Here is an 18,851-nt window from a genome sequence, read left to right as displayed (position 1 = left end):
TGTTGAATTCTATTTTTACATTGTAGCCAAAGGGTTCACAGGCTAAAAAGTATTACTTTGAACCTCATGGAAATTAAACTCGAATTACAACAGGTTGTGAGGGCGGGTTATTCGATTGAGTTGTTTGTACCCGATGCACAGGAAGTGCAGGAAAGATATTTTCAGCAAAAGAAGACGAAGGATGATATTCCATTTCCTCACTGGACCAGGTTATGGCCCTCAGCATTTGCGTTGGCTGATTTTATTCATCAGCATTCAGGAATTGTAGAAAACAAGAATGTGCTGGAACTTGCAGCGGGGCTTGGATTGCCAGGGCTTGTAGCTGCTCGCTATGCAAAATCCGTTTGTTGTTCCGATTACCTGGAAGAATCGGTACTTACTATGGACAGATCGGCAATGCATTTACAATTATCAAATCTAACCTGCAGGGTCCTTGATTGGAATAATCTCCCGGAGGATCTCACAACAGAAGTATTGTTAGTGAGTGATATCAATTATGATCCAGAGCAATTTGACAGGCTTTACCTGGTGTTGCAGGGTTTTCTTCATAAGGGAACAACTATATTGTTGTCTTCACCCCAACGTCTGATGGCGAAGCCTTTTATTGAAAGATTATTGCCGGATTGTAAAGAGCAATATGAAACGCTGGTGGAATTTGAAGGGCATCAGGTGATGATCAGTTTGCTGGTAATTAGAGAGCCGTGATGATCCGGCAAAGAACGCTGCCGCCATAAATGCAAAATCCCTGCAATATGCAGGGATTTAAACTATGATTCTTTAATTCGCTATTTTTTTGACATGAGCGATACTTTATTTCCTTCTGAGTCTACAAATGTGGCCATGTACCCAATCACTTTTGAAATAAAAGTTTTTGGGGTAAGTATTACCCCACCTTGTTTCTCAACGCGGGCAAGTTCCTGTTCAATATTATTGAACCGGGAGTTGAGGTAAACCATCGCATCTCCGGGTGTGTTCAAGGTTTTGGACTGGTAAATGAGGGCTCCATTTTGGCCGGGTTGCTCGTCAGATTCCGGAAAACATGCCATATCTACTGTGCCGGTGGGGAAATCCAGCATCTTTCTGGACAACTTGATATTGAACACCGATTCATAGAACTTAATGGCTCTTTCCATTATTTTCACCGGGATCTCGAACAAGAAATTCAAGTTTTCTTTCATTTCCAGGAATTTAACCTAATGAACTGCAAAAATTGTACCACCAAAAATTAAGACAGGAATTTTCAATTTGAGTTGTTAACTTGTTGAGGATTCATTACTTTTGCAGCCCTCAGCAGGACCGGTAGCTCAGCTGGATAGAGCAGCTGCCTTCTAAGCAGCAGGTCATTGGTTCGAATCCAATCCGGTTCACTGAATTGGACAAATCAGTTTTTAAGCTGGTTTGTCCTTTTTTATTTTCGCTGAAACCAGCGCCCAGACTGTATATCAGCTTCACAGCTTCATTGAGTCGAGCGGTTCGATAATTAATCCCGTCAAAAACGATTTTTTCCGGATATATCGAACCAATTATCTGACGCTTTTTCTTCATATCCCCATCCATGTAAAGGCAATCAATCCTTTGTATGGTTTTAATGGCTTTGTCCAACAACTCACTGATGTTTTCAATGGTTTTACCGGCTTCAAATAGTTTGGCTTCAAGGATAGTGATTTTCTTTTCGCATTCGGCCTTTATATCCCTGTATTCTGCCGCCTCAATCTCACTATTAAGTAATAAGTCCCTCGCCTTCACCAACCGCCTATTTTCCGTCTCTAATTGGTCTTTCAAGAGTTTAAGGTCTTCCCGTTGCCCCTGTGTTTTTTGCTTGTAAAGCTGATTAATATACTCTGTATACAATTCAGTCATTCCTGGCCTAGGCACAAACTTCTTTAATTCCTTTGCAAAAAGCTGGTTTGCTTCGGGGGCTTTGAATCTCGTTTTGCAAGGTGAAATACAGTGATAATAGTAATACCGTTGTGATCTACCTCTAGACGCACTACCGGTCAAAATTTTGCCGCAACCCGGACAAATAAGAAATCCCCTCAACTGTAAATCAGATGATTCATTTTTGAGTTTATACAATCTTCTTTTCCCATCCAGAACATCCTGAACCTCGTAAAAAAGAGATTCAGATATTAGACCTTCATGCTGTCCATTCACATATTGGCTTCTCTCGTCTTTATGTGCTGAAACATAAATTTTACCACAGTAAACAGGATTACGGATAATAACCCAAAGGCTGTTTTTACTACATTTAAGTCCCTTTTTACGGGCTACCTCCCAAATAGTATTAATAGATTCCCGACCAGATAATACCTCATTAAATACCCATCTGATAATGCCAGCTTCCGGTTCTTTTGGGGCAATGTATTTCCGGCCGTTCTCTGTAGATTTGTTGCAATATCCAAAAGGGGCCGGCCCCATCCATCGCCCTTCCTTTCTCGCTCTCCGCATTCCGTGTAACACATTTAAAGCCCTGCGGTCATTTTCAACTTCGGGCGCTGCCAGGTAAAAGGCAAGCATCATCTTATTTTCGGGGATAGATAAATCAAGTGGTTGTTCTATTGCCTGTGGCTCTACATTCAACTTACGGAGCGTATTGATCATTTGGTAGGCATCTCCGGCATTACGGCTAAACCTGTCCCATTTTGTAAATAAAACCAGATCAACCTGCCCTTTCCGCTTCCTTAGAGTAGACAATAATGCTGCCCATGCTGGCCGGTTAAACGACTTGGCTGAATGGTCCTCATAGATCACATTCCGGACTGCAATCTGATTAATGACGCAAAACTTTTGCAACATTTCCTCCTGGTTACGCTGACTGTAACCTTTATCAGCCTGTTCGTCGGTGCTCACCCGGATATATAGGTCCGCTACTTTCATCGTTCAAGTATTGGTTTAACGCAATGTTTGCTAAAATATACATGAAGCCCAATATTAATTGGGCTTCCTCTACTGTAACATTTGTTCCATGCCTCGCCAGTATCTCTACCGCTTTTTCCGGCGTCAGTTTTTCCTGCTGCACTTGTCACTCTTTTAATCGTGTTCACAATTCTAAGTGCGGGGGCAATCACTCTATGCTAATATAATACTTTTGTTTTGATGCTATTTGTTTTACCAAAACTTTTTTAATAAATTAGCAAGAATTTACTTGGTTGTACTTATTTGAACTAGAAAGTATAACTGGTCTACCCTTATACGATTTTTGTGCACAAATAAGTGCAAGAGCGTATAAAACCGATTAAAAATGACTAAAACGTATAAAGTCAGTTACAAGGCCTACCTGAATGACCGGCTTAAGGAGGTTTTCTTTCATGGGAAAATGACCTACCCTCTGTATATCCAGGTGACCTTTGACCGAAAAACTATCTTTTTCAAAAGCTACTATTTCGAGTTATTCTCAAAACCTCGGTATGCAATCTTTATGGACGGAAAGCCCAATGGCCCCTCCATAGATGACATTATTAAGAAGGAATATGAACTGATTGATTACGTAATAGATAAAACACTGCCCAACTTCTCGTTAGATCTCTTTAAGCAGGAATACGCCTTTTATAGCCAAGATCTGTGTGATGTAACCGAGGAAGGTTTCATTGACTACCTCTTTCTTTTCTTCCAGGACAAAGGGATGCCTGCCCTTGCTACAACCATCCAGCAAGGCAGTAAATTTCGTATTCTGCATGAAGTGGTGAGGGATATGAAAAGAGCGTTTAACAAACCGCTGTATGATGAACTGGTAGAAAACTCCTTTTACTATGCACCACCCTACTTGCCCCTATATGGTTTTATGCAGCAAACAAAAAAATGGCCAATGCTAAGCCTATCTGTGATGGAGTGGGAAGATATAAAGACGAAAGCCCGCTTTGCAGATTACATTTTGAAATATTATCCAGATAAAGATGCTTCGGAGGCAATGACACAGATTGATAAGTGGTTGGCTTACTTAAGAAAGGAGAATAAGGGTTGACCTTATGATCAACTCCGCTCTATCATTAAACTTGGGACGACTTACCATCATAATCGAATAGCTGCCATGCCTGAACTTTCAGACCTCTTGCTATACCAAGGATGGTGATCAATTCTGGTTTAATTTCCGCACGCTCATAATGACTAATACTGGTTTCGCCGATTAAGGCGTCCAAAGCCACATCTAACTGAACCATGCCTTTAGCTTTCCTTACCTCCCGAAGCTTCTTGCTGAATTTATACAATTCGCTTTTTATCCATTTTTCCAGACTCCCCGAATGCTTAATATTTTCTATGGGGAATTGGCCGGCAAAATCAAACAAACTAAATAGTGAGGTATTCAAAATACGTGTGAGCCTAACTATTGTTATGAAATCTACATTGGCTCCATTCTCTATTCTGCTAATAAGCGATGATCTTTTAGCCTGGCCGGTATATTCTCTAACAAATGCTGCCTGCGTATTAAATCCTCTTTCTATCCTCAATTGTTTAACCCTTTCTCCAAACGCCAATTTCTGTTCCTTGAGATGCTTTTCCTTATCCAATTTTTTGCAGCAATGATTTCATTTCCTATCAATTAATAAATCCAGTTATAATTGATCATTTGTTAATTTTTCATATATTTGAAGTAGATATATTACTGTATACCCAATAACCGGGTTAATTCGCTCAAATAGGTCTCACCAGACGAATCTGACAAAATTCAACACGTGTGAGGCAAGGTGGGCTTCAATCACTATCTTGGAATAGGATTGGGCCTGCTTTTGTCCTTACCTACGTGGCCGCCTTCGGGTGGTTGGCTTGTCAGAGCCAGTCTGCGGTAAGGCGGGCAGGCTCCAGTCCGTTTTTTAGCAAACCTGTCACCTTCACCTTTGTAGAGACTTACATTTCATCATCAAAAATGTAAGTTCAGATGTTACAGCAAGGTTTTACCCTGAATTTAAGCTATCAATTGCTCGATAATTTACCCACACCAGTAACCTTCAACAGGTTGCTTTTTGTTTCACCTCCCTTTGCATACGCTGGCACTCTCTCATGCACTCAAATAAAACCAGCTTTTAATTCCACTGGTCTACAAACAAATTCCGCCATTAAAAGTTGCACCAATGAGTTGGCAGCATAATACTAGATCTACACCCAGTGAACAGGAACTCCTAAAAGCCAATAAACTCCTGGAAACCGAAAACAAATCCCTTGTAGAAATGGTGCAGTACCAAAGGGATTTTATCGCTAAAACAGTCCACGAAGCCAGGAGCCATGTGCGGTTCATATTTATGGGTCTGAAAATTCTTTTCCAGATAAAAAACGACCCGGGAAGGGAAGCCGAATACGGGCGAATGTTGTATACACTAAAGGAAAGCACACTAAAATATAAAAACCTGCTCTACAACCTCACCGATTACTCCTTTAATGAATATGGCAGGAAGATTCTGGTGAAAATGGAAACCGTTCCGGTTAATGATTATATCCAATCCGTCGTGGAGGATTTACATTACTATCTCGCTGAATCCGGGCAACCACTTAAAGTCTACTTTGCTTCATCTTCTTTTGAAGTGACATTGGACACCATGAAATTCAGGCAGGTCATTCATAACTTAATTTTCAATGCCACCCAACACGGTGAAAATGGCATCATCAATATGGTTGTTACGTCTGATGCTCTTGATGGCACCTGGACCCTCTCACTTAGCAACCCCTATAAGCTAAAACGCAAGAATGAGGGCAGTCACAATTCAAACCTGGGCCTTGGATTGCTGATTGCTAAACAACTGATTGAATGCATGAAAGGCAAATTAGATATCCAAAGGGCAGAGCAATTATTCACTGTCACCATTCGCATGCCTTTACCTACTTCGGAAACCCCTACTTCTGTTATCCTCCCCCACTGATTAGATGAAATAGAATCAACCTCATATATTATCCTTTGCTAATCAACATATTTAAGAATTTGCTTAAATACTTTATTAGCTCTACATTTGGATAATGGAAAGCAATACCTGTATTCGCCTTTACGCTGATCAGGCACAGATTGAGGCATGTAAGGGTAAACTCAAAAATGCCCAAAAAACATTTAGTAGCCTATCCAATGTGCTTGCACTGGCTGGCAATGAGGTCCGCCTGAAAATCCTCTATTTACTGGAAGAAGAAAATGAACTGTGCCCTTGTGACCTGTCAGATATTTTAGGCATGACCATTCCTGCCGTATCCCAACATTTAAGGAAACTCAAGGATGGCGGGATTGTTCATACCAGGAAGGAAGGACAAACCATCTATTACTCACTTACCCAAGAAAACTTAAAAATAGTAAAGCCCTTCTTTAAACATATCAATAAAGAAACCGAAAAAATGGAAATGCCATGAATAAAGCAAAACCTTCCGGTGCTGTTGTAGGTACAAGCCTGCTTTCAGCTATTGCAGCTTCACTCTGTTGCATTACTCCGGTCATTGCCATGCTTGCAGGGAGTAGCAGTATCGCAGCCAATTTCTCATGGCTGGAACCTGCCAGACCTTACCTGATCGGCTTGTCAATTATTGTACTTGCCTTTGCCTGGTATCAACAATTAAGACCTGTCAAAACCTCACCCGCGGATTGCAATTGTGAAACGACCAATAAAACCTCCTTTTTGCAATCCAAAGCCTTTTTAGGTATCATCACCTTTTTTGCCATCCTGATGATGACTTTCCCCCTGTATGCCAAAGTATTTTATCCGCAACCCAAAGGACAAGCAATAGTCAGTACGGCAGTGGAAGATAAACAACAGGCCAAATTCACTATTCAGGGGATGACTTGCAAAGGATGCGAAGATCATGTCAATAATGAACTGTCCAAGGTAACTGGTGTAATAACTTATACGACCTCCTATGCTGCAAAAAGCAGCCTTGTCACTTTTGACCCCTCAAAAGTTGATATAAAGGTGATCGCAGCAGCTATTAGTAAAACTGGCTACAAAGTCAAAAACTATGAACTTATGGGTGCAACAAATACAGCCGTTTCATTTTATGAAGCGCCATTAGTTTGCCACGCAGCCCCCTCCATTGGTTGTGGCAGCAAAGCCAAATTCCTATTAGTTGATTTAGAAAAAAATAAGGCGGCAGTAGAAAGCGCCTGGCTGAACAGGAAGGGAACAGTGGTGGCTGTGAAATGGGTTACAAACACAGACGAAAAGCAAAAGACAGAACTGATTAAAACAATCAGCGCCAGTCATAATATTGAACTTATCGCATTGACGAGCACAGAAGCGGCTGATCATGCGGGGACCTTTCCGGATAACAAAAACTGGTTTAAAGGAAAAGAGGTAGATAAACTAAGTAAAGAAGAAGCCACTATTATTGCCCAAAATACCATTGAAGGTTATAAAAAGGATGGAATCGTACAAGCATCCTTTGAAAAACAATTCCAGGCTGATATTGAAAAAATATACGCCGATCTGTTTCTTTCGATTTCTTCCTACCAGGATTTAACCAAAGAAGCGTACAACAAAGTGGAGGAACAAATTCAAAAAGCTGGTGAGAAATATGTCGGCAAAGGTAAAATGCCAAAAGTAGAACTTTGTGTTGCTGGGGAATCCTGTGAAAAAGACAAATCATGCTCCGAAGGGGAAAAATCATGCTGTGAGAAAAATTGAAAACCTCCAATATGGATACTAAAGTAATACCCGTTTTACGCATTTTCGACTACGATAAAACAGTCGAATTTTACATTGACTGGCTTGGCTTTAACATTGATTGGAAGCATCGTTTTAGTGATGATGCACCTCTCTATATGCAGGTTTCAAAGGGGTCGATTCTTTTTCACCTTACGGAGCATCATGGCGACTGCTGCCCAGGTTCTAAAGTGTATATAGAAACTACTGGTGTGCGCGATTATCACAAAGAGTTACTTGGGAAAAAGTATAGATACAACCGGCCAGGCATCGAGCAGGCGCCCTGGAATGCTCCATGTATGACTGTTAATGACCCGTTTGGAAACACCATTATGTTCACAGAAGAAGGCAAAAATTAAATAGGAAAATGCAAACAACATTCGTACTTGAATCGACGCTTACCTGTCCGCACTGCGGCTTCCAGAAAGAAGAAACCATGCCAGTAGATGCCTGCCAGTATTTTTATACCTGCACTAGCTGCCAAACCCTGTTAAAGCCCAAACCAGGGGATTGCTGTGTATTTTGTAGCTATGGAACGGTGAAATGCCCGCCGATACAGATGAATAAATCTTGTTGCGCATAGTTATCTCCTAAACGTCATTGATGGATTTTATGATATATACTATCCATCAATTTCTTTCCTTGCTTGCCTTGATGTTCATATAGGTAGTTCCATGCCACGTTGGTTCTATCATTTTCCAATTGTCGAAGTTCTATTACTTTTTGTGCTTCGTTCCAATGGACAGTAAACTTATAAAAATGGGCTATGAAAAACATAATTACGAGGAATAGAAACCAACGCCCAAAAACCACCTTATAAAACAGCTTGGCGTCCCGCTCCGGAAATAACAAAATCTGGAATTTCCGGATAATATTCTTCGGCTGACCGGCCACAATCAACCTGGCATCAATAAGCCCCTTTTTCACAATTTCCTGAATTGGCCGGGTGTCAGCAGCAACTGTTACGCCCTGCGGATTTTCTAATTTTCCTTCTATTTGCTTTACCCGGTCAGTTAGCCCATTAATAGCGGTAACCAGGTCGTCAATTGTTTTTTGCAATAATTTCTGGTCCTCGCCAAATTCTTCCAGCACCAGTTCAATACTTTCTTTTTCAATATTATTTGTTGTGTCCATGTTTTAATATTTTTTTGGTTTAACGACTGTGTTTCCTACTTTGGATTAATTCTTTCTTCTTCCTCCGTTTATACCCCTCATAAGTAAACTCGTAAGGCATGGAATCGGAGGTATATTCAGGCTTTAATAGTTCATCCAATACTTTGCAAAATCCCTCTATTACAGGCAGGAGGGGCGACCGGTCAATCAGAGCATCCTGTCTGGTCTGTTGCAATAATCTCTGGGAAACTGTCGCTACTCCAGAATTTTCAATTTTCTGTTCAACGCTCTTTTCATACAGTTTTTGTTCAGTCACCTTCATTTCAAGCTGCTGTTTAATGGCCAGGATTTTTTCAATTTTAGCCCACGCAAAGCCCACCTCACTACCTTTTATCTTGACCTTCTTTTTGTCAATAAATGAGATCCCCCGGCCTTTAATTACCTTGTAGCCTAACTCCTGCATTTTGCGCTCGAACTCGCCAAAGCAGTGAACTTTTTCCAAAGTCTGCCGGATGTCCGTTTTCAACTTTTCCTTCCGGGAATCGTGGCGGGGCAATAGCCTTTCCTTGGGGGAAAGAAAAGCCCGTGGACTTAATACTTCCTTCAGGTTATATTGCTTTTCCAGCCTCCGGCAAAGGGCTGCCATTCTTTTATAATTGTTGCTATCACTGGCCACCTTGCCATCAAACCCCACCCTGTTAGCTGCAATATGGATATGCTGCTCCTTCGTGTCTTTGTGTAATACACAGATATATTGGTGGTCTGCAACCCCGAATTCTTTGGCGCATTCCCGGCCTATTTCCATCAGTTGATCTTTGGAAAGTTGCTCACCTGGGGCCAGGCGTAGGGACATATGCAGCACAGGTTTTTCTACCCGTTTACTTAGCTTCTCCACTTCCCGGAACTGACTTGCCAGTTCGTATTTATTACCGAAGCATTTATTATAAAACAGGACTTCCGCCCGGTCCATGTGCTGCAGATCATCCTGCCGGGATAGTTGTTCTTTCTTTTCAGCGGACAGTTCTTGCTTATCTTCCAGGCAATAACTGATACAGTGAAAAGCAGATGCTCCTGTTGAAACATGCCCAATCATTGTAGGTAGTTTTTGATCTGTAAGGCCAACTCTTTTAGTTGCTTTGATTGGACTGATAGGGTGGCCCGTTCCATTGCACTTAATTCTTCTACCCCATTCCTTTTTTTGGCGATCTGGTTTAGGTTTGCAGCCAGGTGATTCAGCATCGCCGTAAAGTCTAAAATTTCTTTCGGCAATGCTTTTTCCCGCCTGTCAATTTTACCGGTGAGGCCAATTTCCCGCAGGTATTCTGATACTGTTATGTTGGCAATCTTTGCCCTTCCTTCAATTAAACGGCGTTCCTCAAGGGTGCATTTAATAGCCATGAGCTGATCTTTCTTAATCGCTTTTTTCGGACGACCTCCCTTGTTTTTAATTTGTAATTGCTGCTGCTCCATATCTTATTCCTCCTTATTTTTTGAATGCGATAGCATGAAAAAAACACCTCCCTGAATGCGGTAGCATGAAGGGAGCCAGCCGTTTTGGTTTTACCAAAACATAGCTGGCTACGCAAACGTCAAAGGGCCTTCCCTGGCCTTTGACTTTGCCCTCGATTGTGCTTGTGGTGAGTTAGCCAGTCGTTCAGGTCTTTGTGGGGATGGTAAAAATCACTGCGGTCTATGTACTTTTCTTTATCCCATTGAAGCGCCAGGCTGGTGCAATTTTTACCGGCAGTATCCCGGTCTAAAACCAGATGAACTTGTTTATGTTGCTCCAACAATGGGCGGCTCCTTTCCAGAAAAGCCAGGGAGTTTAAGACAAGGCAATTTGACAGTGGGGGCTGCTGGTTTTGATTAATTGCTTGAAAAGAAAGGAAGCTAAAGAGCCCTTCAAATACAGCAACCTGATCTCTGCCGTTGTCTAAAAAAGTAATGTCTTTGGGAGCGCTGCTGCCTTTAAAATTTCCGCTGCGGAGTTCATACCCTCCCGCGTTATTCTGGAACCCGATAGCGGAATGCTTTTTCCCGTATAAAAGGAAGTCAACTTCTTTGCAAAAGCGGGCGGCAATTTTTACTGGGATTTGTCTTTTTTCCAGGTACTGAATCAGCCCTGGCAACGCCAGCGGGCGGGTGTCCAGTACAACAATTTTGCCGCTGGCATTCTCTTTCTTTTCACCAGCAAAAATTGCCGGGGCAGGTTGCGGGTTGCGGGCCTGAATGGGCGGGTGAAAAGAAAAATTTGTCGTGGGCTGGTAACCGGCGAGGCGTTGTAAAAGATCGGCAATGCTGCAATGGTAATAGAGGATTCCAAAATCTACCAGCGTGCCACCCTTACCGGTGCCGTGATCATACCATACATTTTTCCGGCGGTCTACCTTAAAGGAAGGCGTCTTTTCCTGGCGGTGCGGCAGCGGGGATATGTACCAATAGTCGTTATTCCTTATCTTTTTAGGGGAATGACCTAACCCGGCTAAAAAATCCACGAGGTCAAGCTGGTTAACCTCCTTGCATGTTACTTTTTCCATATACTTCAATTTTCTGTTCACAAGTAGGCATACAAAAACGGCCTAAACCGTTCCCGGTCAGGCCGCTAAAGCTGCTAAAAGTTTTAAATCTTCAATAAAATAGTTCGATATTTGCCAAATCCGGTTCACTTTGCATTTCAAACCCGCGCTGGTCGCGGGTTTTTCATTATTGAGATAACCATTCCCAATAATTATCCCGATTGATTACTTGTGTTTGTGGGGGATGGTATTCTTCCAAAAAAGCCTTCGGAAACTTTGCTTTCGCCTTTGGATTCCATTTAAATTCAAAGGCTGAAATTTTTCCATCCTGTTCCTCTATGTAATCGATTTCAGCTTGACTGGTATTGCGCCAGAAATAGCTGTTTCCATAAAATCCACTATAGGCTAATTGTTTTTTTCTTTCACTGATAAGGTACATTTTATCATATTCAGGGAATGTATTCCCTTAATTAGGTATTTTTTAGGGATTACAACCACTAAAATAGAAGTATTTGTTGAAAACTAAGTTCAATACTGAATATCTAAACCGCTTTAAAACAGGTGACTGATGCAATATTTTGGTTGATTTCGCTTGTTTTTGCTCTAAAATGTATATACTCAGACATTACTTCTATGTAGGAGCATCTTTTTAATTTAACCAGTTATTGCTATAGAATTGAAAAAAAGAGAGCCAGGTTTGCAAGTCGAACCTAAGCAGATTCGAAAACTTTCCACTGTCGTTCACACGATATTTCAAACCCGCGCTAGTCGCGGGTTTTGTATTTTTCAACTTGTTCAAGTGTGCGATTTTTGATACGGATTTCCGGATTTCAAAAAAATCAGGATCGAAACTGATCGGGTTCTTAATTATGATGTCAGCTCATAAATTGCTTTGTACGCCTGTTGGAATTTCGTTCTGTCAATAGCTCATTCATGAAAGCCCAAGTAGTTTCTCAGTATAATCAACCATAAATAAAGGGATATTGATTAATCCATCGTCTTTTTTTAAGTTTTTTAATGAATACCTGATACGCACAGAAGGTTGATAAAGGTCGTTATAAACAGTAAGGCTTTTACTACGTATGCTTTCGTCTGATTTTACCTCTATTGGAATAATTTCATTCCTCATCTGAATAATGAAGTCAACTTCTGCCTGATTTCCAGACGTCCAGTATCGTGGTGTGCCTTCGAAATTCGCGATGAGATGTTGTAATATGAAATTTTCACTCAACGAACCTTTAAACTCCGTAAATAGCCTGTTTCCCTCTCTTATTGCTATTGGATCCAAAAGGGAAAGCCTGCGTAGCAATCCTACATCGATCAAATAAAGTTTAAAGGCAGAAAGATCATCATAGGCAGAAAGAGGCAGACCAGGTTTTGATATCCGGAAAATGCGATGCACTAAACCCGCATGTGAAAGCCAGAGCAGCGCATCTTCATATTCACGGGCACGTGCCCCAGTCTTTGCAGAATGGTAAAGGAATTTTTTGTTCTCCCTCGCTAACTGAGAAGGTACGGAAGACCAAAGGTGATTGATTTTGGGAATATCCTTATTTTCAGCATGTTTTGAAAAATCAAAGGCATAGGCATTGATTATATTTTGCAGCACCTGCTGCGTTTTATCCATGTCCTGTTTTTCTAATAATGCTACTACGGCTTCCGGCATTCCTCCGCAGATGAAGAACATTTTTAGCTTTTCAACCAATGGATGAAAGAAAATATCAGGCAGTGGCTCAATTTTATTAATACTTTCAAGGAAAGTAAATAATCTGGGATCTGCAGCAGATAAAAACTCTGAAAAACAGACCGGATTTAATTGCAGAAAATCAACTTTTCCGACTGGGAAGGAGTTGCCCCTTGACATCGTCACGCCCAATAACGACCCGGCACATGCGATCGCAAATTCAGGAGTATTTTCACAAAAGTACTTTAGCGCATTCAGTGCATCATTGCATTCCTGTATTTCATCAAATATGACAAGTGTTTTTTGCGGTAATATAGCTTGCCCATGAACCAAAGACAAGTTTTGTATTATTCGTGGTACATCTTTTGTGTTTTCAAAAAACTGCTTTAGATCAGGTTGTTCTTCGAAGTTAAAATAGGCCACCGAATCAAATTCAGAGGCACCAAAATGCTTCAATAACCAAGTCTTGCCTACTTGTCTGGCTCCTTGCAAGATGAGTGGTTTCCGATCCGGGGCGTGTTTCCAGAATATTAGCCTTTTTTGTATTGTACGCTTAATCTCCATTTCACGAATTATCTGCGGTTTGTGTGAAAAAAATCACATAATTGACATATAAGTCTGTTAAAGGTAAGAAAATTAGGGCTATTTGTGGAATTAATTGGTGTGTCTTAATGTGCAGAAATTGCCCATTTGTCAGGTAAATTTAGAAGTTTCAAGATACGAGAAACGGCATTGGTTGAATTTGGCAGTCAACAGGTTCAACTCGAAGCGAATTCGGTTCGAAAACTTTCCACTCTCGTTCACAACGTAAACAAAAAATCTCGCTGGTCGCGGGTTTTTGTTTTCTAACTTAATCAAACGGACAATACCTGGTCCGCATTTTTCTAACTTGACTATGATACTGCTGGCATATCTTCCGGGAGCATTACCAGGCCACTATTCTGTTTGCATAGATATTGCTTTTGTAATCGCCAGCTTATAGCCTTTTCCGTGTACATTCAGGATACTGATGCGTGGATCGGCCTGCAACTTTTTTCGCAATTTCGAGACGAACATATCCAGGCTACGGCCAACTATGACGCCTTCATCTTCCCACACTTCTTTCATCAACTGATCACGATCTATTACTTCCTGCTGGGCTTTGGCAAAAACGTGCAACAATTTGGCTTCTTTTGCAGTGAGCGTGATGATGGATGGACCCGCTACCAGTTGTTGACTTTCCCACAAAAAGAGCAGGTTGCCAATAGCAATACCGGATGACACAGGCAATTCCTCCTTTACTTCTTCCCCTGGCAGATTTGATTGAATGTTTTGATGCCCATGACTATCCATCGCAGCTTTTCTTCTTTTTAAATACAGCGCACAGAGTAACAAACTTACCAGGATAACCACCAGGCTTCCTGTCAGCAGGCCACTTGAAAATGGACCGATGCCGGCGGTTTCGGTTTCAGTAAACCCGATCAGTATATTGTAGCAGGCTTTTTCTTGCATGCGCCCCAGGCAGGGTATTATGTTTCGTGCACTGTCCTGATATATCTGGAATCCGTAAACAACTTCGGCTGATGGGGTACAGTAGATCACTTGCACCCGGTAACTGGAGGGGAGGTTGTTGGCTGCTATTACACGGCGAACTGTAGCCAGCAATGTATCGGGCAAAAAGGTAAAAGGTGCCCCAGGCCGGATGAGGTATTCCCTGTTTGGCCGCTCTTCCACAGGAAGGACCCGTGAAGAGGAATCACCAGACTGCAACAACAATTGATGACCAATTTGCCGGATCACCAACTTTTCAGTTGCCCTGTCTGTAGCGGGCAGGATAGCGCGGCTACGAATGGCGGTCCAGGAAACAATGATCATAAGGGCGGCTCCCATCGCCAGTAAGGCTTTCCAACTCATACTTAAAATTACAGCATTCCACCTGAGCCCTGGTGACGCTCATCAGATTTTACATTCGTTTACAAAGTTTTTACCACGCTTTTACTACTCCTTCTTACGGGCAATTTAGGTTTGTGTCAGCAACCCGGGTTACTTATTCCATTTTTTTCAAAACAAAAAAATCAACATCAAATGCGATCAGTTTTATTGTTCGTCTGCGCAGCTTTATGCCTGACGGGAGCCATTGCATGCCGGGATCGATCAGCCGCTATTGCTGAAACTAAAATTACAGCAGCTTTACAGTCGGATTCCATTCAGACGGGAAATGTAGTAAGGTATTTGCTCGATATACCTGGAAGCTTTGTCAATTGGAAAGGCATGAATGTTATGGGAGGGAACGGACATCAGGGTTATATTAAACCCTTGATGGGTAACCTGGCCATTGATGCCAATGGCAGGATCGCAGGAGGCTTTTTTGAACTGGATATGAATACTATTACCACCACGGATAAGAAAGATACAAGCAGCAATAACGGACTGGTATCGCATCTGAAAGACCCTGACTTCTTTGATGTGAGCAAGTATCCCCGGGGTATTTTCCGGTTGACTAAAGCAATCAAAATATCCGGTGATTCTTCTTATTCTATTACCGGTGAACTGACCTTGCGGGCTATTACACAAGAGATCCAGTTCCCAGCCACTCTCATTTGGAATGGTGAGGATATTGTTGCTACTGCGTCACTCTCAATAGACCGTACTAAATGGGGCATCACATACAAATCAGGCAGTGTATTGTCTCTTATGAAAGATGAGCTGCTGGAAGATCTGGTACAGGTGTCACTGGATTTACGTTTCCGCCAGAAGCGCGGTTGTTGAGGAACAAGCGTAAAGCATGCTTTGTGAACAGGTCCATAACTTTCCACTAACCTCCAGGTTACTACTTACCTTTTGGATAGTTTGCACTTCCCACTGCCGGCTCAAAGTAATTTTGTTTTGTCAAACGATAATCAGATTCAAAAACAATCTTATGGCAAATACAAAATGGACGCTGGACCCTTTGCACAGCGAATTAGGTTTCAAGATCAAACACCTCATGATCACGAATGTTTCAGGCTCTTTCAAAAATTTCAATATCGAAATGGAAACAAAAGAAGAAGACTTCTCTACTGCTCAGGTCCGCCTCACCGCAGATATTGCTTCCATCTCCACCAATAATGAACAAAGGGACGCACACCTTCGAAACGGGGATTTCTTCGATACAGATAATCACCCTCAATTGGAATTCAGTTCAACGAAAGTGGAAAACAAAGGAGACGAGAACTTTACACTGGTAGGTGAACTTACATTGAAAGGAATTTCCAAACCTGTTCGCCTGGATGTTGAATACAGTGGTGTAACCAAAGATCCATGGGGTGGAGAAAGAGCCGGCTTTACAGTAACTGGCAAGATCAAACGAAGCGATTGGGGCATCAACTTCAATTCCGTTCTGGAAACAGGTGGGGTGGCTTTGAGTGATGAAGTGAAGATCAGTGCCGAAGTACAACTGGTTAAACACCCGGCGGAAGCAACTGTTTAGTGAAGAAAGCACAGGAGCAGGACTGACTATAATGGGTTATTGAGTTTACCCGGGGAGCAGTCGCTCGCCTCCCGGCGAGTGACGGATATTAGTTCGCCTCCGGCGAACACTGTACTCGCCAGAGGCGAGCCAATACAAGTCACTCGCCAGAGGCGAGCGACTGCCGGCACGCTACCTTTTTAGTCAGCCCCTAACTCCGGCCAATTTCACCTAATTTTGCCCGAAATTACCCGATTTGAGCGCTACTGTTTTTTTACTGACGCCACCTTTTACACAATTGAATACGCCTTACCCGGCAACGGCATACCTGAAAGGATTCCTCAATACGCGGAATATCTCCTCGTTTCAGGCCGACCTGGGCATCGAAGTTACCCTGGCTTTATTCAGTAAAGAAGGTCTTCAGGCGCTTTTCAATCATATCAACAAGCATCAGCCGGAAACGGTTTCAGAAAATATTGCGCGCATTATCGCATTGCAGGAGGACTATATCACCACCATCGATGATGTGATCAGCTTCCTCCAGGGCCATAATCCAACACTCGCGCACCGGATCTGCAAAAGGGATTTCCTTCCCGAAGCAAGCAGATTTGCCCAGCTGGAAGACCTCGACTGGGCCTTCGGCTCCATGGGCACACAGGACAAAGGCAAACATCTTTCCACCATGTACCTGGAAGACCTGTCTGATCTCATCCGGGAATGTGTAGACGAACATTTCGGTTTCAGCAGGTATGCAGAAAAGCTCGGCCGCTCCGCCAACAGTTTCGATGAGCTCTACAAAGAGTTGCGAAAAGAGTACACGTACATAGACCATCTGTTGATCCATCTCCTGCAATCGCATATGCAATCCGTGCAACCAAAACTTGTTGCTATTTCTGTTCCCTTTCCCGGAAATCTTTATGCTTCACTACGATGCGGACAGTGGATCAGAAAAAATTACCCCGGTGCGAAAGTGGCTATGGGCGGAGGTTTCGCCAATACTGAGCTGCGCTCGCTCTCGGATCCCCGTGTTTTTGAATTCTATGATTACATTACTTTGGACGATGGAGAAGCGCCTATCGAAAACCTCATCCATCATATAGAAGGCACTAAAACACAGGAAGAACTGAAACGGACTTTTGCACTGGTCAATGGTGAAGTGAAGTATTTCAATAACAAAGCCTGTTCCGATTACAAACAGGGACAGGTTGGCACTCCAGACTATCGCGATTTTCTGCTCGATAAATACATCAATGCCATCGAAGTGGTGAATCCCATGCACCGCATGTGGAGCGATGGCCGATGGAACAAACTAACGATGGCGCATGGTTGCTATTGGGGTAAATGTACCTTCTGCGATATCTCTCTCGACTATATCAGGCTCTATGAGCCAATCGCGGCCTCCTTACTGGCAGACAGGATGGAAGAGCTTATTGCGCAAACAGGGCAGAATGGTTTTCACTTCGTGGATGAAGCGGCTCCGCCTGCACTCATGCGCGCACTCGCACTGGAAATCATCAAACGAAAACTGGTGGTGAGCTGGTGGACGAATATCCGCTTCGAAAAAAGTTTCACCCGCGATCTCTGCCTCCTGCTCAAAAGATCGGGTTGTATCGCCGTTTCAGGTGGACTTGAAGTAGCCAGCGACCGCCTCCTGGAACTGATCCAAAAAGGGATCACCGTGGCCCAGGTAGCGCAGGTAAACCGCAATTTCACTGAAGCTGGCATCATGGTGCATGCTTACCTGATGTATGGGTTCCCTACACAAACAGCACAGGAAACCATCGATTCCCTGGAAATGGTCCGCCAGATGTTTGCCGCTGGCATACTCCAATCGGCGTTCTGGCATCTCTTTACCATGACTGCCCATAGCCCTGTAGGGTTACAACCGGAAAAGTTCAATGTAAAAAAGGAAAACGATACAACCGGCACCTTCGCCAATAATGATATCGTGCATATCGATGAATCCGGCGCTGACCATGAAGCATTCAGCTACGGTCTTAAAAAATCCCTGCTCAATTTTATGCACGGGATCGGACTGGAAGAACCTTTGCAAAAATGGTTCGATTTTAAAGTACCGAAAACCAAAGTAGCTCCGGACCATATCCAGCAAGTACTTACGCATGACCTGTATACTGCAGCCAAACCCAACTCTAAGATCGTTTGGCTAGGCAGAACGCCTATGGTAGAACATTTCACCAAATCCAAAAAAGGTAACCAGTGGGAAATGACGGAACTTTCCTTCCAGGACAAAAAAGGAAAATTCAGCATCAGCGTGAACCGGGAGCAGGGCGACTGGCTGGCAGGTATGCTGAATAAATTATCTGTATCTAACGCTAAGACCTATACGCTCCAGGAAGTAATGGATAACTACCGGGAAAGTGGTTTTGAAGATTTTGAATTGTTCTGGGATAATAAGCCCGTGAATACATTGCACAAAGTTGGATTATTGAAATTGTAGCACCCGTTCAATATGGCCAAAGGCATGTCAGTTGAAATTTCAACTGAAC

Annotated in this window: 19 protein-coding genes, 1 tRNA gene and 1 pseudogene; 11 read left to right on the top strand and 10 right to left on the bottom strand. The window is 42.7% G+C overall.

All coding sequences use genetic code 11. The features are described from left to right. Nucleotides 1–66: 66 nt before the first annotated feature. Complete coding sequence (locus D9Y29_RS04530) at nt 67–705, top strand: class I SAM-dependent methyltransferase (protein WP_127125435.1); 639 nt, start codon at nt 67–69, stop codon at nt 703–705. Nucleotides 706–785: 80 nt separating this feature from the next. Here the strand turns inward: D9Y29_RS04530 and D9Y29_RS04525 are convergent, their stop codons facing one another. Further along, nucleotides 786–1,178 carry a VOC family protein gene (locus tag D9Y29_RS04525; RefSeq protein ID WP_127125433.1) on the bottom strand — a complete coding sequence of 131 codons (393 nt, stop codon included), beginning with the start codon at nt 1,176–1,178 and terminating at the stop codon, nt 786–788. A gap of 115 nt (nt 1,179–1,293) precedes the next feature. Between D9Y29_RS04525 and D9Y29_RS04520 the strand changes: the two genes are divergently transcribed. Beyond that, nucleotides 1,294–1,367, top strand: a tRNA-Arg gene (locus D9Y29_RS04520). Between the two features lie 730 nt (nt 1,368–2,097). Here the strand turns inward: D9Y29_RS04520 and D9Y29_RS27005 are convergent. Next, a pseudogene (locus tag D9Y29_RS27005) lies at nt 2,098–2,877 on the bottom strand (recombinase family protein); the annotation flags it as partial. 364 nt (nt 2,878–3,241) lie between these two features. On the opposite strand from D9Y29_RS27005, the gene D9Y29_RS04505 reads away from it, so the two are divergent. Then, nucleotides 3,242–3,961: a hypothetical protein gene (locus D9Y29_RS04505; RefSeq protein ID WP_127125429.1), complete on the top strand. Its 720-nt coding sequence runs from the start codon at nt 3,242–3,244 to the stop codon at nt 3,959–3,961. A 25-nt stretch (nt 3,962–3,986) separates the two neighbouring features. Here D9Y29_RS04505 and D9Y29_RS04500 read toward each other — a convergent pair whose 3' ends face one another. Next, on the bottom strand, nt 3,987–4,505 hold the full coding sequence (locus D9Y29_RS04500) for a helix-turn-helix domain-containing protein (protein ID WP_127125428.1): 519 nt from the start codon (nt 4,503–4,505) through the stop codon (nt 3,987–3,989). 561 nt (nt 4,506–5,066) lie between these two features. On the opposite strand from D9Y29_RS04500, the gene D9Y29_RS04495 reads away from it, so the two are divergent. From D9Y29_RS04495 to D9Y29_RS26845, 5 genes are all read left to right on the top strand, one after another. After that, nucleotides 5,067–5,849 (top strand): sensor histidine kinase, encoded by a 783-nt coding sequence (locus D9Y29_RS04495; RefSeq protein ID WP_127125426.1) that lies wholly within the window; start codon nt 5,067–5,069, stop codon nt 5,847–5,849. A gap of 94 nt (nt 5,850–5,943) precedes the next feature. Beyond that, nucleotides 5,944–6,321, top strand: a complete 378-nt coding sequence (locus tag D9Y29_RS04490) for an ArsR/SmtB family transcription factor (RefSeq protein ID WP_127125424.1) — start codon at nt 5,944–5,946, stop codon at nt 6,319–6,321. Continuing rightward, complete coding sequence (merTP, locus tag D9Y29_RS04485; RefSeq protein WP_127125422.1) at nt 6,318–7,586, top strand: mercuric transport protein MerTP; 1,269 nt, start codon at nt 6,318–6,320, stop codon at nt 7,584–7,586. The genes D9Y29_RS04490 and merTP overlap by 4 nt, the downstream gene beginning before the upstream one ends. 11 nt (nt 7,587–7,597) lie before the next feature. Continuing rightward, nucleotides 7,598–7,963: a glyoxalase superfamily protein gene (locus D9Y29_RS04480; protein WP_127125420.1), complete on the top strand. Its 366-nt coding sequence runs from the start codon at nt 7,598–7,600 to the stop codon at nt 7,961–7,963. 8 nt (nt 7,964–7,971) lie between these two features. After that, complete coding sequence (locus D9Y29_RS26845) at nt 7,972–8,187, top strand: GDCCVxC domain-containing (seleno)protein (protein ID WP_127125418.1); 216 nt, start codon at nt 7,972–7,974, stop codon at nt 8,185–8,187. Between the two features lie 14 nt (nt 8,188–8,201). Here the strand turns inward: D9Y29_RS26845 and D9Y29_RS04470 are convergent, their stop codons facing one another. The 7 genes from D9Y29_RS04470 to D9Y29_RS04440 all read right to left on the bottom strand — a co-directional run bounded on the left by D9Y29_RS04470 (nt 8,202) and on the right by D9Y29_RS04440 (nt 14,810). Beyond that, nucleotides 8,202–8,738: a hypothetical protein gene (locus D9Y29_RS04470; RefSeq protein ID WP_127125416.1), complete on the bottom strand. Its 537-nt coding sequence runs from the start codon at nt 8,736–8,738 to the stop codon at nt 8,202–8,204. Between the two features lie 19 nt (nt 8,739–8,757). Then, on the bottom strand, nt 8,758–9,810 hold the full coding sequence (locus D9Y29_RS04465) for a relaxase/mobilization nuclease domain-containing protein (protein WP_127125414.1): 1,053 nt from the start codon (nt 9,808–9,810) through the stop codon (nt 8,758–8,760). Continuing rightward, nucleotides 9,807–10,187, bottom strand: coding sequence for a plasmid mobilization protein (locus tag D9Y29_RS04460; RefSeq protein ID WP_127125412.1), 381 nt, complete (start codon nt 10,185–10,187; stop codon nt 9,807–9,809). Before D9Y29_RS04460 ends, D9Y29_RS04465 begins: the two co-directional genes overlap by 4 nt. A 119-nt stretch (nt 10,188–10,306) precedes the next feature. Further along, nucleotides 10,307–11,254 carry a toprim domain-containing protein gene (locus D9Y29_RS04455; RefSeq protein WP_127125410.1) on the bottom strand — a complete coding sequence of 316 codons (948 nt, stop codon included), beginning with the start codon at nt 11,252–11,254 and terminating at the stop codon, nt 10,307–10,309. A gap of 166 nt (nt 11,255–11,420) precedes the next feature. Then, the gene (locus tag D9Y29_RS04450) at nt 11,421–11,672 is read right to left on the bottom strand and encodes a DUF4143 domain-containing protein (RefSeq protein WP_127125408.1); all 252 of its coding nucleotides are present in this window, start codon (nt 11,670–11,672) and stop codon (nt 11,421–11,423) included. A 492-nt stretch (nt 11,673–12,164) separates the two neighbouring features. Continuing rightward, entirely contained in the window at nt 12,165–13,481 is a 1,317-nt protein-coding gene (locus D9Y29_RS04445; RefSeq protein WP_127125406.1) for an ATP-binding protein, read from the bottom strand. A 372-nt stretch (nt 13,482–13,853) separates the two neighbouring features. Then, on the bottom strand, nt 13,854–14,810 hold the full coding sequence (locus D9Y29_RS04440) for a winged helix-turn-helix domain-containing protein (protein WP_127125404.1): 957 nt from the start codon (nt 14,808–14,810) through the stop codon (nt 13,854–13,856). 171 nt (nt 14,811–14,981) lie between these two features. On the opposite strand from D9Y29_RS04440, the gene D9Y29_RS04435 reads away from it, so the two are divergent. The 3 genes from D9Y29_RS04435 (at nt 14,982) to D9Y29_RS04425 (ending at nt 18,802) form a co-directional block, all read left to right on the top strand. Next, nucleotides 14,982–15,665 carry a YceI family protein gene (locus tag D9Y29_RS04435; protein ID WP_127125402.1) on the top strand — a complete coding sequence of 228 codons (684 nt, stop codon included), beginning with the start codon at nt 14,982–14,984 and terminating at the stop codon, nt 15,663–15,665. A 151-nt stretch (nt 15,666–15,816) separates the two neighbouring features. Continuing rightward, the gene (locus tag D9Y29_RS04430) at nt 15,817–16,365 is read left to right on the top strand and encodes a YceI family protein (RefSeq protein ID WP_127125400.1); all 549 of its coding nucleotides are present in this window, start codon (nt 15,817–15,819) and stop codon (nt 16,363–16,365) included. Between the two features lie 235 nt (nt 16,366–16,600). Beyond that, on the top strand, nt 16,601–18,802 hold the full coding sequence (locus tag D9Y29_RS04425; protein WP_127125398.1) for a B12-binding domain-containing radical SAM protein: 2,202 nt from the start codon (nt 16,601–16,603) through the stop codon (nt 18,800–18,802). Nucleotides 18,803–18,851: the final 49 nt, after the last annotated feature.

The organism is Pseudoflavitalea rhizosphaerae (assembly GCF_003991355.1).
GTDB classification, from domain to species: domain Bacteria; phylum Bacteroidota; class Bacteroidia; order Chitinophagales; family Chitinophagaceae; genus Pseudobacter; species Pseudobacter rhizosphaerae.
This window is presented reverse-complemented; position numbering and strand designations above follow the sequence as displayed.

Excerpts from the sequence above, each read along its gene's own strand:
- D9Y29_RS04465 (WP_127125414.1), bottom strand. The coding sequence starts at position 9,810 with ATGATTGGGCATGTTTCAACAGGAGCATCTGCTTTTCACTGTATCAGT.
- D9Y29_RS04460 (WP_127125412.1), bottom strand. The coding sequence starts at position 10,187 with ATGGAGCAGCAGCAATTACAAATTAAAAACAAGGGAGGTCGTCCGAAA.
- D9Y29_RS04495 (WP_127125426.1), top strand. The coding sequence starts at position 5,067 with ATGAGTTGGCAGCATAATACTAGATCTACACCCAGTGAACAGGAACTC.
- merTP (WP_127125422.1), top strand. The coding sequence starts at position 6,318 with ATGAATAAAGCAAAACCTTCCGGTGCTGTTGTAGGTACAAGCCTGCTT.
- D9Y29_RS04435 (WP_127125402.1), top strand. The coding sequence starts at position 14,982 with ATGCGATCAGTTTTATTGTTCGTCTGCGCAGCTTTATGCCTGACGGGA.
- D9Y29_RS04490 (WP_127125424.1), top strand. The coding sequence starts at position 5,944 with ATGGAAAGCAATACCTGTATTCGCCTTTACGCTGATCAGGCACAGATT.
- D9Y29_RS04525 (WP_127125433.1), bottom strand. The coding sequence starts at position 1,178 with ATGAAAGAAAACTTGAATTTCTTGTTCGAGATCCCGGTGAAAATAATG.
- D9Y29_RS04480 (WP_127125420.1), top strand. The coding sequence starts at position 7,598 with ATGGATACTAAAGTAATACCCGTTTTACGCATTTTCGACTACGATAAA.
- D9Y29_RS04440 (WP_127125404.1), bottom strand. The coding sequence starts at position 14,810 with ATGAGTTGGAAAGCCTTACTGGCGATGGGAGCCGCCCTTATGATCATT.
- D9Y29_RS04470 (WP_127125416.1), bottom strand. The coding sequence starts at position 8,738 with ATGGACACAACAAATAATATTGAAAAAGAAAGTATTGAACTGGTGCTG.
- D9Y29_RS04505 (WP_127125429.1), top strand. The coding sequence starts at position 3,242 with ATGACTAAAACGTATAAAGTCAGTTACAAGGCCTACCTGAATGACCGG.
- D9Y29_RS04455 (WP_127125410.1), bottom strand. The coding sequence starts at position 11,254 with ATGGAAAAAGTAACATGCAAGGAGGTTAACCAGCTTGACCTCGTGGAT.
- D9Y29_RS04450 (WP_127125408.1), bottom strand. The coding sequence starts at position 11,672 with ATGTACCTTATCAGTGAAAGAAAAAAACAATTAGCCTATAGTGGATTT.
- D9Y29_RS04530 (WP_127125435.1), top strand. The coding sequence starts at position 67 with ATGGAAATTAAACTCGAATTACAACAGGTTGTGAGGGCGGGTTATTCG.
- D9Y29_RS04430 (WP_127125400.1), top strand. The coding sequence starts at position 15,817 with ATGGCAAATACAAAATGGACGCTGGACCCTTTGCACAGCGAATTAGGT.
- D9Y29_RS26845 (WP_127125418.1), top strand. The coding sequence starts at position 7,972 with ATGCAAACAACATTCGTACTTGAATCGACGCTTACCTGTCCGCACTGC.
- D9Y29_RS04445 (WP_127125406.1), bottom strand. The coding sequence starts at position 13,481 with ATGGAGATTAAGCGTACAATACAAAAAAGGCTAATATTCTGGAAACAC.